The organism is Dickeya sp. CFBP 2040 (assembly GCF_012273755.1).
GTDB lineage: Bacteria > Pseudomonadota > Gammaproteobacteria > Enterobacterales > Enterobacteriaceae > Dickeya > Dickeya poaceiphila.
In genome coordinates this window covers 16002-31364 of the sequence record NZ_JAAVXH010000043.1, presented here as the reverse complement: position 1 = coordinate 31364, position 15363 = coordinate 16002, and the positions used below count along the sequence as shown (strand labels likewise).

The window sequence follows — 15363 nt, the reverse complement described above, 5'->3', positions numbered from 1 at the left end:
GCTTTTCTCTGTTGCCAACCTATCGTGGTATCAGGCAGTTTGCCTTTTCAGCAGACTGAGCATGAACAATAGCGACGCGGACAGTACAACCGAAGGACCGGCAGGTGTGTTGGCTTGTGCTGAAAATGCCAGACCGCCAGTGACGGCCAGAATACCAACTCCTATCGCACAGACGGCCATCTGTTCTGGTGTGCGGGCAAATCGGCGTGCGGTGGCGGCAGGAATAATCAGTAATGAAGTGATGATCAGTGCACCGACAAATTTCATTGCCAGGCCGATAGTCAAGGCGGTGATCAGCATCAATACCAGTTTGGTGCGGGCAATCGGAACACCGTCGACTGCGGCCAGTTCCGGGCTAACGGTCATGGAAAGCAGGGCGCGCCATTGCCACCACAGTACCCCAAGTACCACTAGTGCGCCGGGGCCGATCAGCCACAAATCTTCACTGGTGACGGCGAGCAGGTCGCCAAACAGGTAAGCCATCAAATCGACGCGGACATTGTTCATCAGGCTAACTACCACCAGGCCCAGCGACAGCGAGCTGTGCGCCATGATGCCTAGTAACGTATCGATAGCCAGCCCAGGACGACGCTCCAGCCAAACCAATCCTACGGCCAGCAGCAGGGTAATGGTGATCACCGCATAAAACAGGTTGATGTCCAACAGCAAACCCAGTGCTACACCCAGTAATGAAGCGTGGGCAAGGGTATCGCCAAAATAAGACATACGGCGCCAAACCACGAAGGAACCGAGCGGCCCTGCCGCTACTGCCAGACACACCCCTGCCAGCCAGCCGGGCAACAACAACTCAATCATGCGTGATTACCATCCTGTCGTTTTAAAATGATTTTTCCGTTCAGATCGTGACGGTGATTGTGATGGTGGCGGTAAATTGCCAACTGCCCGGCACCGCGATGGCCGAACATGGCTAAAAATTCCGGGTGTAGCGACACCACTTCTGGCGTACCAGAGCAACAGATATGTTGATTGAGGCACAATACCTCATCGGTTTTCGCCATCACCAGATGGAGATCGTGGGATACCATCAGCACGCCGCATTGATATTCCTGTCGCAACTGATTAATCAATTCATACAGCGCCAGTTGACCGTTGACGTCTACCCCCTGAGTCGGCTCGTCCAGTACCAGCAATTGTGGGCGGGCAAGAATAGCGCGTGCCAGCAGAACACGCTGGGTTTCACCACCGGAGAGTTTTTGCATCGGTTGCTCAAGCAAATGGCCTGCCTGCACACGCTTTAACGCTGGCATGATGTCCTGCTTATTCACCCCAGGGCGCAACTGCATAAAGCGTTTGACGGTCAATGGCAGGGTTGGGTCCAGATGCAGTTTCTGCGGTACGTAGCCGATGCGGAGATCCGTTGATCGCGTCAGCGTACCGCAGGTAGGGGGCTGTAACCCTAACACAACCCGGACCAGCGTGGATTTCCCAGCGCCATTTGGCCCAAGCAGCGTCAGAATGCGTCCAGTCCGTAATGTAAGCGAAATATCACTGAGTACAGCTTTGTTGCCAAACTGCACGCCAATATTTTCCAGTGAAACCAGCGTTGACATAGAATTCTGTTTGCAGAGGGTGTGTGACGTTATAATATAACGCGTTTTTATTGATAAATCGACGGATGATTGGGGATGTTGCGAGTGACTCATTATAAATGGCTAAATACTGTACTTGCTGGCGGTACATTGCTGGCCACATTGTTTGCCACGCCGGTTGCCTTTGCCGCGGTAGTCACATCCATTCGCCCGTTGGCATTTATCGCTGCGGCGATCACGGATGGCGTGACGCCCACCGAGGTGTTGCTGCCGGACGGTGCGTCGCCACATGATTATGCCCTGCGTCCGTCTGATGTACAGCGGCTTAACTCAGCGGAACTGGTTATTTGGGTCGGGCCGGAAATGGAAGCGTTTCTGCCCAAGGCCCTGCAGCCGCTGTCAGCGGCGCGGCAAATTGCATTAAGCCAGCAACCAGCCGTCAAAACGCTATTGTTACGGGAATCACATCCTACACAGGCAGTGGCAGAAAATGGTGCGTATCATGACGCTGATCATGATAGCCAGACCGATAGCGAGCATGATCACCGCAATGAGCCTGAAAATCATCAGGATAACGATGATGACGGGCATCATCATGGTGAGTTCAATATGCATATCTGGCTGTCGCCGGAAATGGCGCAGGTGTCTGCCGTTGCGATTCATGCAAGTTTAGTGGAACTTATGCCGCAGAATAAAGACAAACTGGATGCAAACCTGCGTAAATTCACTGAGAAACTTGCGCAGACAGATAAAAATGTTGTTAATATGCTGACGCCTGTGCGAGGCAAAGGGTATTTCGTGTTCCACGATGCCTATGGCTACTTCGAACAGCACTACGGGTTGACCCCGCTGGGGCACTTTACCATCAACCCCGCTATCGCGCCCGGCGCACAGCGTTTAAATCAAATACGAACACAGTTGGTTGAGCATAAAGCGGTTTGCGTTTTTGCTGAACCACAATTCAGGCCAGCGGTCATTCATGCTGTCGCCAAGGGAACTGACGTGCGCATTGGCGTGCTGGACCCGTTGGGGAGTGACATCGCATTGGATCAAGACAGTTATGCGCGTTTCCTGATGCAACTGTCGGAACAGTATTTACGCTGCCTGAAGGAAAAATCATGAGGATAGGAACACGTGCAGCAGATAGCCCGAACTATCGCTCTGGCGTATAACAGCCTGCCCCGGCCTCACCGTGTGATGCTGGGGTCACTGACTGTCGTTACTCTAGCCGCCGCCGTCTGGCGGCCAATGACATATCCACCAGTCAATGATGCACCTGTTATCGTAAAAGATGCGGAAAGCGAAAGATCTCAACCTCAGGTTCAGAGCCAGGCTCTGAATCCTCCAGCCAGCGAACCTCTGGACAGTAATCTATTGCCGCCTTTAGCCGCTACGCAAGCGGCTGGTTCGACGCCGTCGGCAGATATTAGCGAAGCGAACAGCGAGCCTTTGGATCAACCGTCAACCACGAGTGGTATTGCCAAAGATGAACTGGACGATAAAGAGTCTGACGATACGCATGAATATGTCGTCTCTACTGGCGATACGCTGAGTAGTATTCTGACTCAATACGGTATTGATATGTCGGATATTGCGGCTCTGGCGGATCGCAATGCGGCATTGCGGAATCTGAAGATCGGTCAGCAACTGACCTGGACGCTGGATAGCGATGGCACACTGCAAACCCTGACCTGGCAAGTCTCCCGGCGCGAGACTCGTACCTACACCCGTAGCGGTGATACGTTTCGTGAAGAAATTGAAAACGTAGAAGGGGACTGGCAGAACAAAGTGTTGGTCGGCCATTTGAATGGCAGTTTCGCCAGCAGCGCGCAGGCTGCTGGGTTAACCAGCAGCGAAGTGCGGGAAGTGATCCGTGCGCTTCAATGGCAATTGGATTTCCATAAGCTGCGTAAAGACGACAGTTTTGTGGTGCTGATTTCCCGCGAAATGCTGGATGGACGTAGCGAGCAAAGTGAACTTCAGGGTGTCAGGTTGCGTACTGGTGGCAAGAATTACTATGCGTTCCGCGCTGAAGACGGCAAATTCTATGATCGTGAAGGCTCTGGCCTGATGCGAGGCTTTCTGCGCTTTCCGACCATGAAGCAGTTCAAGGTATCTTCCAACTTCAATCCGCGTCGTCTGAATCCGGTCACTGGGCGTATCGCACCGCACCGAGGCGTTGATTTTTCAATGCCGGTAGGAACGCCGGTTCTGGCTGTTGGCGATGGTGAAGTAGTGGTTGCGGAACGAGATAGTGAAGCTGGCAATTTTGTGGCGGTGCGACATGGGCGTCAGTACACCACCCGCTATATGCATATGACTCGGTTACTGGTTAAACCTGGTCAGAAGGTTAAGCGCGGCGATCGTATCGGCTTGTCTGGTAATACCGGGCGTTCGACCGGACCACATTTACATTATGAACTGTGGGTCAATCAGCAGGCAGTCAACCCACTAACCGCGAAGCTACCGCGTTCTGAAGGTCTAATGGGCAAAGAGCGCCGCGATTATCTGGCGCATGTGCGTGAAGTGCTGCCTCAGTTGCAGCTGGACTAATTTGTAGGACACAGATAAGCGACAGCCGGTAGCAACGCTACCGGCTGTTTTTTTATCGCACGGGCTCATGTCGGGCCAGTGTGTGTTCAATTGCAAAACGTCGGGTAGCTATTATCATTAAATCCGATTTTGTAATGAAGAGTGCTTGCATGGAACAAGAGAAAAAAGAGAAGAGAACCAACGCAGAATTCATCCCTCAGTTTACGCTGGCTTTCTTACACCCACGTTATTGGGGGATCTGGCTCATTGTGGGAGTAACGGCGTTGCTGGCCTGTATTCCAGCCAGGCTACGTGATCCGGTGTTAGGAGTATTAGGCCGGTTGGTGGGCCGATTTTCCACAGGCGCAAGGCGGCGCGCCCGCATTAATTTGCTGCTATGTATGCCGCAACTGTCGGAAGCTGAACGCGAGCACATTATCGATCAGATGTTTGCGACAGCACCGCAAGCGATGCTGATGATGGTGGAATTGGCGATTTTGCCTGCCAGCCGGTCTGATCGCCGTGTTCGCTGGCATGGCATGGAAATTGTCGAGGCGTTGCAGGAACAGCAGCGTAATATTATTTTCATGGTACCGCATGGCTGGGGAGTTGATATTCCCGCTATGCTGATGAGCTGGAAAGGTCAGAAAATGGCTGCCATGATGCATAATCAGAAAAATCCATTGCAGGATTATTTGTGGAACACGCTGCGGCGTCATTTTGGTGGCCGCCTTCATACTCGCAACGACGGCATTAAACCGTTTATTAGCTCTGTGCGTGAAGGATATTGGGGCTATTATCTGCCGGATCAGGATCATGGCGCTGAACACAGCGAATTTGTCGATTTTTTTGCGACTTATAAAGCGACATTGCCAGCTATTGGCCGGTTGATGAAAGTCTGCCGTGCCGAAATCGTACCTTTATTTCCCGTGTATGACGGTAAAACCTCACAGCTGGATATCTATATTCGCCCGCCGATGAGCGATATTAATGGCGCTGATGATCATACGATTGCCCGTCGTATGAATGAAGAGGTTGAGCATTTAGTGGCACCGAATCCGGAGCAGTACACCTGGATTTTGAAGTTGCTGAAAACCCGTAAACCAGGAGAAACGGAACCTTATCTGCGTCATGATCTGTATCCACGCAAAAAATAAAGAACATACGAGCAGGTATGCTATGCAACAAGGGAGAGACCAGCGGTTTCTCCCTTGTTGCATATGTTCCTGATTCTCTGATTCTGGTCGTCAGGGCTTGTTTAAACCACAGTAATGGGTTTAGGAAAAAGTAACATGTCGATAGCACCAATGTCATAAAGAAAACTAAAACCAGCAGTGCAGAGAAAATGGATGAGATGAAAAGCAATAATAATGACGCCAGGTAAAATTGTCCGTTAGTTAACGGACGGCACGGTAAATATCGCGCGACAATAAAAGAAACCGTAATGTTCCTATGAATGGCAATAAATTCCCCGGTCAGGAGATAATCATATTCGGTGTTATTGAGAAATAGCCAATGCGTTATTCCTGAGTGGGGAGATATGACGTATTTCTTTGGAGAAAGATTGGGTTATTTTATTATGAATAAACCGCTTTTATGTCTCGCTTTACTCACCGCACAGACTCCTGTTTCTTCGGCTGAGAGCTGCCGTGTCAATCTCTCCGGCGGTCAGGACTGCCGTTATACTGACGGTTCGACATCTACCAGCCGAGCCAATCAGTCTGGCGGGTTTGATACCTGCTACAGTGATGGGCGAACCAGTATCAGCCTGGTTAACCTGTCTGGTGGATATGATACTTATTTTAGTGACGGCACCAGTAGCATCAGCCGTATGAATCGCTCAGGCGGGTTGGATACCCACTACAGTGATGGTTCAGATAGTACCAGCTGTGCCAATCTATTCGGCGGCTATGACGTTTACTACAGTGACGGGCGCTTTAGTATCAGCCGTGCCAATCTCTTTGGTGGGCTGGAGCAACATACTGAACACCAGCACGTTTCAACAACATAGTCATGCTGCCACCTCATGCGTCAGTTCGTTATGCTGTAAGGTAAACCAGCAGGTAACATCCCGAAGACAGACGATATTAAAAAATAAAGCGGGGCGATAACAGCGCCCCGCTTTTGTCATAAATAAAAGGCTTCAGTTTTGCTAAGCGGTTATTCCACCCGTAGTACTCGCACCGTATTGGTGGTGCCGACCGTACCCATCACATCACCCTGGGTGACGATAACCAGATCACCCGACATCAGGAAGCCTTTGTCGCGCAGCAGCAGTACGGCGTCGTTAGCCGCCGCCACACCATCGGTATAGCTGGTGAACTTTACCGGGGTGACGCCACGATAAAGGGCGGTTAAATTCAGTGTGTGCTCGTGACAAGACATAGCGAAAATCGGCAGACCCGAACTGATGCGGGACATCATCAGCGCGGTACGACCAGATTCGGTCATGGCGATAATCGCAGTGACGCCGTTAAGGTGGTTGGCCGCGTACATCGCGGACATGGCGATAGACTCTTCCACATTGTCGAACTGCACATCAAGGCGGTGTTTGGATACGTTGATGCTGGGGATTTTTTCTGCACCCAGACAGACCTTAGCCATGGCGGCGACCGTTTCCGCCGGGTATTGGCCGGCAGCCGTTTCTGCAGAGAGCATCACCGCGTCGGTCCCGTCCAGTACAGCGTTGGCAACGTCCATCACTTCAGCGCGGGTCGGCATTGGATTGGTGATCATCGACTCCATCATTTGGGTCGCCGTAATGACGGCACGGTTCAGCTGACGAGCGCGTCGAATCAGTTTTTTCTGGATGCCAACCAGTTCCGGGTCACCAATTTCTACGCCCAGATCGCCACGAGCAACCATTACTACGTCAGAGGCAAGAATAATGTCGTCCATGGCCTCATCGGTTGATACGGCTTCTGCGCGTTCTACCTTGGAGACGATTTTGGCGTTACTGCCGGCCTCGCGTGCCAGACGGCGAGCATAATGCAGATCTTCACCAGTACGTGGGAATGATACCGCCAGGAAGTCTACGTCGATTTTGGCGGCGGTGATGATATCGGCTTTGTCTTTTTCAGTTAATGCTTCTGCGGACAAGCCTCCACCCAGTTTGTTGATGCCCTTATTGTTAGACAGCGGACCGCCAACGGTGACTTCGGTGTACACTTTCATGTCATCTACCGTCAGAACTTTTAACTGCACACGCCCATCGTCCAGCAGCAGAATATCGCCGGGAACTACGTCACCGGGTAATCCTTTGTAGTCGATACCCACTTTTTCTTTATCGCCTTCGCCTTTGCCAAGGTTGGCATCCAGCAGGAATTTATCGCCCACGTTGAGGAAGATTTTTCCTTCTTTAAAGGTCGATACACGAATTTTAGGTCCCTGAAGGTCGCCCAGAATCGCAACATGGCGGCCAAGTTTAGCCGCAATTTCGCGAACTTTGTTGGCGCGCAGAAGATGGTCTTCCAGCGTACCGTGAGAAAAGTTCAGGCGAACTACGTTTGCGCCGGCAGCAATGATCTTTTCCAGATTATTGTCGCGGTCTGTAGCCGGTCCTAACGTGGTAACGATTTTGGTTCTTCTGAGCCGTCTGGACATGTATAACTCCGTTGACTGGTGAAGCTGCTGTAATGTGGTAATGCCGTCAGGAGAGGGGACACTGCCGCCGCTCTGCGCTGTCCGGATGCCGCGCCTATAATTATGATTCGGTGGCAGGATGTCTTCCTGAGAGGCTTCCCCGCCTTGCCACCCGATGTTATAGCATACTAATTAAACGGATTGCTGAATCGTTCTTCCTTATCAAATCGTGATTCTCGTAATGCTTCCTTGACACGCTTCAAGTTATCGCGGAATTTTGCGCCGCGTCGCAGAGTAAAACCCGTAGCCAATACATCTATCAGCGTCAACTGGGCGATGCGTGACACCATCGGCATATAAACATCAGTATCTTCCGGCACCTCAACCTGCAACGTGAGTGAAGCTTCCCGCGAAAGAGGGGAACTGTCCGACGTGATGGCGATGACGGTAGCGTCGTTTTCCCGTGCCAGCCGCGCCATATCTACCAGACTTTTAGTGCGTCCAGTATGTGAAATCAGCACTACCACGTCGCCCTCGCTGGAGTTCATACAACTCATGCGCTGCATGACCAGGTCGTCAAAGTAAACCACTGGAATATTGAAACGAAAAAACTTATTCATCGCATCGTGGGCGACCGCTGCCGAGGCGCCAAACCCGAAGAAAGAAATCTTGCGCGCCTGAGTGAGCAAATCCACCGCGCGGTTGATGGCCTGTATATCCAGACAGGACTTCACATGTTCCAGCCCAGCCATGGTTGATTCAAAAATCTTGCTGGTGTAAGACTCAACCGAGTCGTCTTCCTCCACATTGCGGTTCACGTAAGGTGTTCCGTTGGCCAGGCTCTGCGCCAGATGCAGTTTAAAATCGGGAAAGCCTTTGGTATCCAGACGGCGACAGAAGCGATTGACTGTGGGTTCACTGACCTCGGCCATGCCGGCGAGAGTGGCGATACTGGAGTGGATGGCTGTCTGAGGCGAGGCGAGAATAACTTCCGCCACCTTTCGTTCCGATTTGCTTAACAACTCCAGATGACCCTGGATTTTTTCCAGCATATTCATATGACAACGACCATCTATGGTATTTTGGATTTCACCCAAAGGTGAAACCGATGCGGATTTTATGAAATATACTACGAGCCAGTAACGGTTGGCAGAGGGCGACACAGCAAGGCATCAGCTTTTTTTGTCAGAATATGATGTGTGTCTAACTTTCAGAATGGTAATTGGTTGTCAAAAATGATGGAAAGTTTCTCTTTTAAGTAGATGCCAGACTCATTTTTTTCACCAGCACAATAGGTTCTGAGGTCTTGTGATACAGTAATCAGTTGATAATGTGGTTTTCTCACGGGTTTACTGGTTTGTGTCAAAAATAGTACATTATTAATGTAATAAAATTACAGCGTCCTGCAATGAGGAGATTGAAAATGGCGGTAACGTCAACAGCCCAGGCGTGTGACCTGGTTATTTTCGGTGCGAAGGGCGACCTTGCGCGCCGTAAATTGCTGCCTTCACTGTATCAACTGGAAAAAGCAGGCCATATTCATCCAGAAACCCGCATTATCGGTGTAGGAAGGGCGGCATGGGACCGCGACGCCTATACCAACGTGGTGCATGAAGCGCTGGAAACCTTTCTCAAGGAGCCGCTTGACCCGGCATTATGGACAACACTGAGCAATCGGCTTGACTTCTGTAATCTGGATGTGGAAGACACTGAAGGTTTTAAGCGCTTAGGATTGATGCTCGATCAGCCTAATCGCACTACTATCAATTATTTCGCCATGCCGCCGAGCACTTTCGGTGCGATCTGCCGCGGCCTGGGGCAGGCTGGTCTGAATAAAGAACCGGCGCGCGTGGTGATGGAAAAACCGCTGGGCACGGATCTGGCGTCGTCACGGGTGATCAATAATCAGGTGGCGGAGTTTTTCAACGAAAGCCAGGTCTACCGTATCGACCACTATCTCGGCAAAGAAACCGTGCTGAATTTGCTGGCGCTACGTTTCGCCAATTCCTTGTTTGCCAACAATTGGGATAACCGCACTATCGACCACGTGCAGATTACCGTGGCGGAAGAGGTCGGCATTGAAGGACGTTGGGGGTATTTCGATAAAGCTGGCCAGATGCGCGACATGATTCAGAACCATCTGTTGCAAATTTTGACCATGATTGCCATGTCGCCGCCGGCGGATCTAAGCACTGATCGCATTCGTGATGAGAAGGTGAAAGTCCTGCGGTCACTGCGCCGTATTGATCGATCCAACGTGCATGACGTAACGGTGCGCGGTCAGTACACCAGCGGGTTTGTCCAGGGCAAGAAAGTGCCGGGTTATCTGGAAGAAGAAGGGGCCAACAAAACCAGTAATACCGAAACCTTCGTGGCGATTCGCGTCGATATCGATGACTGGCGTTGGTCCGGTGTACCGTTTTATCTGCGCACCGGCAAGCGCTTGCCGTCAAAATGCTCGGAAGTGGTGGTCTACTTTAAAAACCCGGCGCTCAATTTATTCCACGATTCCTATCAGCAGTTGCCGCAAAACAAGCTGATCATCCGTCTGCAACCAGACGAAGGGGTGGAAATCCAGATTCTCAACAAGATCCCTGGGCTTGACCATAAACATCGCTTGCAGACGACCAAGCTTGACCTGAGCTTCTCGGAAACCTTTAACCAGCAACATCTGGCTGACGCCTATGAACGGTTGTTGCTGGAAAGTATGCGCGGTATTCAGGCGCTGTTTGTGCGTCGTGACGAGGTGGAAGAAGCCTGGAAATGGGTGGATTCGATTATGGATGCCTGGGCAATGGACAATGATTCTCCCAAGCCTTATCAGGCTGGGACCTGGGGACCGGTAGCCTCTGTCGCCATGATTACCCGCGATGGGCGTTCCTGGAACGAGGTGGAATAAGCGGTTTTGCCCTGTCTGTAGCAGGGCGAAGCCGTTAGCGTTTTTTGGCTGACGGTGCGGTCGGACATCTGTGGGTCACTGCAGATCCCTGTGGCAGGGGCGCGCCAGATAATTAATCGATGCCCGTTGGGCATGACTGGAGATTACCCTCGATGAAAAACTGGAAAACCAGTGCGGAACACATTCTGACAGCCGGTCCGGTTGTTCCTGTAATTGTGATTAATAAACTGGAACACGCGGTGCCGATGGCGAAAGCACTGGTGGCGGGTGGCGTACGTGTGCTGGAACTGACGCTGCGTACCGATTGTGCGGTAGAGGCAATTCGCCTCATCGCTCAGGAAGTACCGGACGCCATCGTCGGTGCGGGCACGGTTATCAACCCGCAGCAATTGGCGGAAGTGACCGCAGCAGGGGCGCAGTTTGCCATCAGCCCCGGTCTGACTGAGCCGTTGTTGAAAGCCGCAACAGAAGGCACTATTCCGCTGATCCCTGGAATTAGTACGGTATCCGAACTGATGCTGGGGATGGATTACGGTTTGCGTGAGTTTAAATTCTTCCCGGCAGAGGCTAACGGTGGGGTAAAGGCACTTCAGGCGATAGCCGGTCCGTTCGGCAAGATCCGTTTTTGCCCGACTGGCGGCATTTCGCTGAAGAATTACTGCGACTATCTGGCGCTGAAAAGCGTGCTGTGCGTCGGTGGTTCCTGGCTGGTGCCTGCTGATGCATTGGAAAGCGGCGATTATGATCGCATCACCATGCTGGCGCGTGAAGCAGTCGCAGGTGCGACAGCCTAATCGTTTTTTCCCTTTTTTCATTCAAAAAGCCCGCAATTGCGGGCTTTTTTGTGTTTAATCGCGTTTTGTGCCTGACGTTAGCCGATGACATTAACGGCAGATGCACTTGCTTTCGCCAGTTGTACTGCCGCATCAGTGCTGTCGGCGGTCGCCAGTGCGACACCCATCCGACGGCGTCCGCTGATGTCCGGTTTGCCGAACAGACGAATCTGTGTATGGGGTTGCAGCGCGTGTTCCAGCCCTTGATAACGTGCATTATTGCTGGTTAGCTCCGGTAGAATAACCGCAGAAGCGGATGGACCGTACTGGCGGATTGCACCGATCGGCAAACCGAGAAACGCGCGAACATGTAAGGCAAACTCGGACAGATCCTGCGAAATGAGCGTCACCATGCCGGTATCGTGTGGGCGCGGCGAAACCTCACTGAAAATGACATCGTCACCGTAGATAAACAGCTCCACGCCAAACAGGCCGAACCCTCCCAGCGCTTTTACCACGTTACCAGCGATCTCTTTAGCCCGCGTTAACGCCAGGTCGCTCATCTGTTGCGGTTGCCAGGATTCGCGGTAATCGCCGTCTTCCTGACGGTGACCAATCGGTTCGCAGAAGTGCAGGCCGTCAACGGCATGGATGGTTAACAGTGTGATTTCGAAATCGAATTTTACCAGCCCTTCTACAATCACTTTTCCGCCGCCAGCCCGGCCCCCTTCCTGGGCATAGCGCCAGGCGTGATCCAACTGTTCGGGAGAACGGATCAGGCTCTGACCTTTCCCTGAGGAACTCATCACCGGTTTGACGATACAGGGAAAGCCTAACTCCTGAGCGGCCTGACGAAACGCGACTTCGTCAGCGGCAAAACGATAACTGGACGTCGGCAAGCCCAGCGTTTCCGCTGCCAGCCGGCGGATACCTTCACGGTTCATGGTAAGACGGGTGGCTTCAGCGCACGGCACTACACGTTGCCCTTGCTGTTCCAAAGCAACCAGCATGTCGGTGGCGATAGCTTCGATTTCAGGCACGATATAATCGGGGCGTTCCTGCAATACCAGCTGTTTTAATGCGTCGCAGTCCAACATATTGATGACATGGCTACGATGGGCAACCTGCATTGCCGGGGCATCGGCGTAGCGATCCACCGCGATGACTTCAATTCCCAGACGCTGACACTCTATCGCCACTTCTTTTCCCAACTCGCCGGAACCTAACAGCATGACGCGAGTGGCTCCGGGACGCAGGGCTGTTCCCATTGTTAACATAACCTGATACCTGATGGTGTTGTAAGAAAGAGGTTGTAGTAAAAACGGGCAGACTGGGGCCCGAACGTGGCTGCAGTATAAACGAAAACGTTTGCGTTTGGCATCATTCGCGTACCGGTACGCAAAAGCGATTGAAAATTCATGCAGATCTCGGCACATGCTGGATTCCCCTGCCGATTCATGACAGGCTTTGGGCATTTGCTGCCTCATTGCCGCTGGTTCGCCAGCATAAACCGAGAGGTGATGTAAGGCAGAACCTGATCGAATGATGGAAAGGAGTGACGTGGATGAAAGCGCCGCAAGCCGAAAGACGCCCACATGTGATGACGATGCATGGCGATACCCGCATCGATAATTACTACTGGCTGCGAGATGATGAACGCAATAACCCAGAGGTGCTGGGTTGGCTGCAGGAAGAGAATCGTTATTGCGAGCAGACGATGGCACCTCATGCGGCGTTGCGTCAGACCTTGTATGAGGAAATGGTGGCGCGGATTCCCGGTGAAGATGTTTCCGTGCCCTATGTGAAACGCGGCTATCGTTACCAGAGCCGTTATGAATCCGGCAAAGATTACGCTATCTATCAGCGTCAGCAGGAACAGGAAACGGAGAACGACGCCTGGCAGGTATTGCTGGATGGTAATCAGCGGGCGGCAGGCAGTGAATTCTATAATCTTGGTGCGCTGGGTGTCAGCCCTGATAACCGTCTGATGAGCGTGGCGGAAGATTTGCTCTCTCGTCGGCAGTATGTGGTGACGTTTCAGGACCTCACCACTGGCGAGTGGCTGGCAGATCGACTGGAGAATGTCTCTGCGGGTAGTGAGTGGGCGTCAGATTCTCGTACCTTCTATTACGTGCGTAAACATCCGCAGACCTTGCTGCCTTATCAGGTGTATCGACATCGTTTAGGGGATGATCCGCAACTGGATGAACTGGTGTATGAAGAAACGGATGATGCGTTCTATCTTAGTCTGGATAAAACCACATCTGAGCGTTATATCCTGATTTATCTCGACAGCACTACCAGTACAGAAATTCTGTTGCTGGATGCCGCTGACCCGCAGGCAAAACCGTGTGTGTTTGTGCCGCGCCGACCGGATCACGAATATGTGATCGACCATTTCCGCGATGCATTTTATGTTCGCTCCAATAAGGATGGCAAAACCTTCGGCTTTTATCGTGCCAGCGACGCCAGCGAGTCAACGTGGGATGCGTTGATTGCCCCGCGTCCGGAACGTGTGCTGGAAGGGTTTTCGCTGTTTGATGACTGGTACGTCGTTGAAGAGCGTGAGCGCGGACTGACTCATATTCGCTATGTTCACTGGCAGACGGCGGAATCTCGCCAGATAACCTTTAACGACCCGGCCTATGTGACCTGGCTGAGCTATAACCCGACGCCAGAAAGTACGCAACTGCGTTACGGCTATTCCTCAATGACCACACCAATGACTATTTATGAGTTGGATATGGCAACCGGCGTGCAGGTGGTGCTCAAACAATCCGAAGTGAAAAATTTTGATGCGGGTAATTACCGAAGTGAACGTGTGTGGGTAACCGCCCGTGATGGTGAATCAGTACCAGTATCGTTGGTATATCAGAAAGATTGCAAACTGGCTCAAAGTCCGCTGCTGGTCTATGGCTATGGTGCTTATGGCAGTAGCATGGATCCGGAGTTCAGCAGCAGCCGCCTTAGCCTGCTTGATCGCGGTTTTGTGTATGCCCTGGCGCATATTCGCGGCGGTGGCGAGTTAGGGCAGCAATGGCATGATCAAGGGCGGTTGTTCAACAAAATGAACACCTTTACGGATTTCATCGATGTCACACAGACTCTGCTGGCACGCGGTTATGGCGATTCGGCAAAAACCTTTGCGATGGGCGGCAGTGCCGGCGGATTACTGATGGGCGCTGTCATCAATATGGCGCCGTCACTGTTCCATGGTGTGGTAGCACAGGTGCCGTTTGTCGATGTGCTCACCACCATGCTGGACGAGTCTATTCCACTCACTACTGGTGAATATGATGAGTGGGGCAACCCCAACAATATGGGGGATTATCAGTACATCAAACAATATAGTCCTTATGACAGCGTATCGGCGCAGGCGTATCCCCATCTGCTGGTGACCACGGGTCTGCACGATTCTCAGGTTCAATATTGGGAACCGGCCAAATGGGTAGCAAAATTGCGTGAATTGAAAACCGATGATCACCTGCTGCTGTTGCACACCGATATGGAGTCAGGACATGGCGGTAAATCTGGCCGTCTGGCTCAGTTTGAAGACATCGCACAGGAATTCACCTTTTTGCTGATGGTGCTGGAGCGTCAGGCATTGTCAAAATAGAGCCAGTGACTCAGGTATGACAGACAAGATGGCGGACAAGAGGATGATCGCCGATTTCTTACCGGCTTATGGGGGAAAAAGAGAGGCGAAACGGGGAGTTGAAACTGCGATCACCGGGTGTCAGGAGGCAGAGGGTGATCGCAGAATGTTGCCTGAATGACGATGATGTCAGTTAACAGTGAAAAGACAGGCAACGTAGTTGGTTTCAGTTGGTTTCGGGTTGTGGTTGATCCCGTTTAGCCCGCTTTTCCGCTCGTTTTTGTGCAGCGGTTTTCAGCGGTTTTTTCTTGGCGTTTTTCTTGCTGTCCATTCCTTTACTCATCTTGTGCCTCGCTTGGTAAAAGGTTGGTATGCCCGTTTATTAACCTCTTGTTTGATCAAAGATGCAAGAGGAAACACGCTTTTTTGACA

General features: G+C 51.9%; 12 protein-coding genes. 7 read left to right on the top strand and 5 right to left on the bottom strand.

What is annotated here, in order from left to right; all coding sequences use genetic code 11:
* Nucleotides 1-30: 30 nt before the first annotated feature.
* A complete protein-coding gene (znuB, locus tag Dpoa2040_RS06420) occupies nt 31-816 on the bottom strand; it encodes a zinc ABC transporter permease subunit ZnuB (protein ID WP_168640698.1) in 786 nt (261 codons plus the stop codon).
* On the bottom strand, nt 813-1571 hold the full coding sequence (znuC, locus tag Dpoa2040_RS06415; RefSeq protein ID WP_168640697.1) for a zinc ABC transporter ATP-binding protein ZnuC: 759 nt from the start codon (nt 1569-1571) through the stop codon (nt 813-815). Before znuC ends, znuB begins: the two co-directional genes overlap by 4 nt.
* A 75-nt stretch (nt 1572-1646) precedes the next feature.
* On the opposite strand from znuC, the gene znuA reads away from it, so the two are divergent.
* The 4 genes from znuA (at nt 1647) to Dpoa2040_RS06395 (ending at nt 6093) form a co-directional block, all read left to right on the top strand.
* Nucleotides 1647-2672 carry a zinc ABC transporter substrate-binding protein ZnuA gene (znuA, locus tag Dpoa2040_RS06410; RefSeq protein WP_168640696.1) on the top strand — a complete coding sequence of 342 codons (1026 nt, stop codon included), beginning with the start codon at nt 1647-1649 and terminating at the stop codon, nt 2670-2672.
* 12 nt (nt 2673-2684) lie between these two features.
* Nucleotides 2685-4103, top strand: coding sequence for a murein DD-endopeptidase MepM (gene mepM / locus Dpoa2040_RS06405; protein WP_168640694.1), 1419 nt, complete (start codon nt 2685-2687; stop codon nt 4101-4103).
* A 149-nt stretch (nt 4104-4252) separates the two neighbouring features.
* Nucleotides 4253-5239, top strand: a complete 987-nt coding sequence (gene lpxM / locus Dpoa2040_RS06400; RefSeq protein ID WP_168640693.1) for a lauroyl-Kdo(2)-lipid IV(A) myristoyltransferase — start codon at nt 4253-4255, stop codon at nt 5237-5239.
* Between the two features lie 422 nt (nt 5240-5661).
* On the top strand, nt 5662-6093 hold the full coding sequence (locus tag Dpoa2040_RS06395; RefSeq protein WP_042873897.1) for a hypothetical protein: 432 nt from the start codon (nt 5662-5664) through the stop codon (nt 6091-6093).
* Nucleotides 6094-6242: 149 nt separating this feature from the next.
* On the opposite strand, the gene pyk is transcribed toward Dpoa2040_RS06395, so the two are convergent.
* On the bottom strand, nt 6243-7685 hold the full coding sequence (gene pyk / locus Dpoa2040_RS06390) for a pyruvate kinase (protein ID WP_168640692.1): 1443 nt from the start codon (nt 7683-7685) through the stop codon (nt 6243-6245).
* 167 nt (nt 7686-7852) lie between these two features.
* Entirely contained in the window at nt 7853-8722 is an 870-nt protein-coding gene (locus tag Dpoa2040_RS06385; RefSeq protein ID WP_042870385.1) for a MurR/RpiR family transcriptional regulator, read from the bottom strand.
* Between the two features lie 365 nt (nt 8723-9087).
* Between Dpoa2040_RS06385 and zwf the strand changes: the two genes are divergently transcribed.
* Both zwf and Dpoa2040_RS06375 read left to right on the top strand, forming a co-directional pair.
* Nucleotides 9088-10563: a glucose-6-phosphate dehydrogenase gene (zwf, locus tag Dpoa2040_RS06380; RefSeq protein ID WP_042870388.1), complete on the top strand. Its 1476-nt coding sequence runs from the start codon at nt 9088-9090 to the stop codon at nt 10561-10563.
* A gap of 152 nt (nt 10564-10715) precedes the next feature.
* A complete protein-coding gene (locus Dpoa2040_RS06375; RefSeq protein WP_168640690.1) occupies nt 10716-11357 on the top strand; it encodes a bifunctional 4-hydroxy-2-oxoglutarate aldolase/2-dehydro-3-deoxy-phosphogluconate aldolase in 642 nt (213 codons plus the stop codon).
* A gap of 77 nt (nt 11358-11434) precedes the next feature.
* Here the strand turns inward: Dpoa2040_RS06375 and purT are convergent, their stop codons facing one another.
* On the bottom strand, nt 11435-12613 hold the full coding sequence (gene purT, locus Dpoa2040_RS06370; RefSeq protein WP_168640688.1) for a formate-dependent phosphoribosylglycinamide formyltransferase: 1179 nt from the start codon (nt 12611-12613) through the stop codon (nt 11435-11437).
* 287 nt (nt 12614-12900) lie between these two features.
* Between purT and Dpoa2040_RS06365 the strand changes: the two genes are divergently transcribed.
* Nucleotides 12901-14952 carry a S9 family peptidase gene (locus tag Dpoa2040_RS06365; protein ID WP_168640687.1) on the top strand — a complete coding sequence of 684 codons (2052 nt, stop codon included), beginning with the start codon at nt 12901-12903 and terminating at the stop codon, nt 14950-14952.
* Nucleotides 14953-15363: the final 411 nt, after the last annotated feature.